Genomic DNA, 1,939 nt, shown 5'->3' on the forward strand with positions numbered 1-1,939 from the left:
GCCGCGGGGGCCGGGGCCGGTGCGGCGGCTGGAGGCGGCGGTGGCGCCGACGCGAGGCGCTGCTCGGCGATCTCGCGTGCGCGCTTGGACTGGATCAGCCAGTCTTCCACGCTGCCCTCGTACTCGCGCCAGCGGCCGTCGCCTTCGAAGGCGATCGTGCTGGTCACCACGTTGTCGAGGAAGGTGCGGTCGTGGCTCACGAGGAACACGGTGCCGTCGTAGTCCTGCAGCAGGCCTTCGAGCAGCTCGAGCGTGTCGATGTCCAGGTCGTTGGTCGGCTCGTCGAGCACCAGCACGTTGGCCGGGCGCGCGAACAGGCGCGCCAGCAGCAGGCGGTTGCGTTCGCCGCCGCTGAGCGAGCGCACGGGGGAGTTGGCGCGCGCGGGCGAGAACAGGAAGTCCGACAGGTAGCTCTTGACGTGCTTCTTCTGGCTGCCGATTTCGATCCACTCGCTGCCGGGGCTGATGAAATCTTCCAGCGTGGCGTCGAGGTCGAGCTTGTCGCGCATCTGGTCGAAGTACGCCACCTGCTGGTTGGTGCCGCGGCGGATCTTGCCGCTGTCGGGCTCGAGTTCGCCGAGGATCAGCTTGAGCAGCGTCGTCTTGCCGGCGCCGTTCGGGCCCAGCAGGCCGATCTTGTCGCCGCGCAGGATGGTGCCGCTGAAACCGCGGATCACGGTCTTCTCGCCGAAGGACTTGGTGGCATCGGTGAGCTCGGCCACGATCTTGCCGCTGGACTGGCCCGAGGCCACATCCATGTTGACGCTGCCCTGCACCTCGCGGCGCGCGGCGCGGCTGGCGCGCAGTTCCTGCAGCCGCGTGATGCGGCTCTGGCTGCGCGTGCGGCGGGCTTCGACGCCCTTGCGGATCCAGATCTCTTCCTGCGCCAGCAGCTTGTCGGCCTTGGCGCTGATGATCGCTTCCTGGGCGAGCTGCTCTTCCTTTTGAACGAGGTACTGCTCGAAGTTGCCCGGGTAGGAACCCAGCTTGCCCCGGTCGAGCTCCACGATGCGGGTGGCGACGCGGTTTAGGAAGCTGCGGTCGTGGGTGATGGTGACGACGCTGCCCTTGAAGTCGATCAGCAGCTGTTCCAGCCACTCGATGGAGTCGAGGTCCAGGTGGTTGGTGGGTTCGTCTAATAGAAGCACGTCCGGCGCGGCCACCAGGGCCTGGGCCAGCGCGACCCGCTTGCGCGTGCCGCCCGAGAGCGAGCCGACGCGCGCGTTGCGGTCGAGGTGGAGGCGATGCAGCGTCTCTTCGACGCGCTGCTCCCAGTTCCAGGCGTCGTAGGCTTCGATCTTGGACTGCAGGGCGTCCAGGTCGAGCCCGTCCGCGCCGGAGAGGTACAGGTCACGGATGGCGATGACTTCGCCCAGGCCCTGGCTGGCGGCGGTGAACACGTCCGCATCCATGTCCAGCGCGGGTTCCTGCGCCACGTAGGCCACACGCAGGTTCTGCTGCAGCTGCAGCGTGCCGTCGTCTGGCTTTTCCAGCCCGCCCAGTATCTTGAGCATCGACGACTTGCCGGCGCCGTTGCGGCCGATCAGGCCGATGCGTTCCGATTCGAGAAGAGAGAAGTCCGCATGATCCAGCAGCGGGACGTGACCGAACGCGAGCTGCGCGTCGAGGAGTGTGATGAGTGCCATGTGGCACGGATTATCGGAGGGGCGGGTGACGGCGCTTGGCGGCTGGGGAAGAAGGCTTCTTTGTGACTCTCTATATAGAAGGGACTGGAGTCCCCTGGGAGAGACGCCGGCAGTCAGGGAAGAGGCGTGAAGCGGGCGGCGAGCGGGGCGGCAAAGGTCTTCTTCAAGTTTCTTTCGGCTTGGCTTGCACGAGCCGAAATCTGTCATATACTCGTGGGCTTCGCTGCTGAATACCTCTGGTTTTCGAAGCGACTGGTGCTCTCAGGGGCGCTGGTTGTGGGTGGTGAAGAAAG

At 66.1% G+C, this 1,939-nt stretch carries 1 protein-coding gene; it reads right to left on the bottom strand.

Going from position 1 to position 1,939, the window contains the following annotated elements:
* Window positions 1-1,646, bottom strand: a 1,646-nt coding sequence (locus tag AC3WQR_RS31535) for an ABC-F family ATP-binding cassette domain-containing protein (RefSeq protein ID WP_492745974.1), incomplete at its 3' end; no start/stop codon positions are given.
* Window positions 1,647-1,939 lie beyond the last annotated feature (293 nt).

The sequence above is a fragment of the Variovorax sp. FW305-3-2-15-B-LB1 genome, assembly GCF_058787635.1.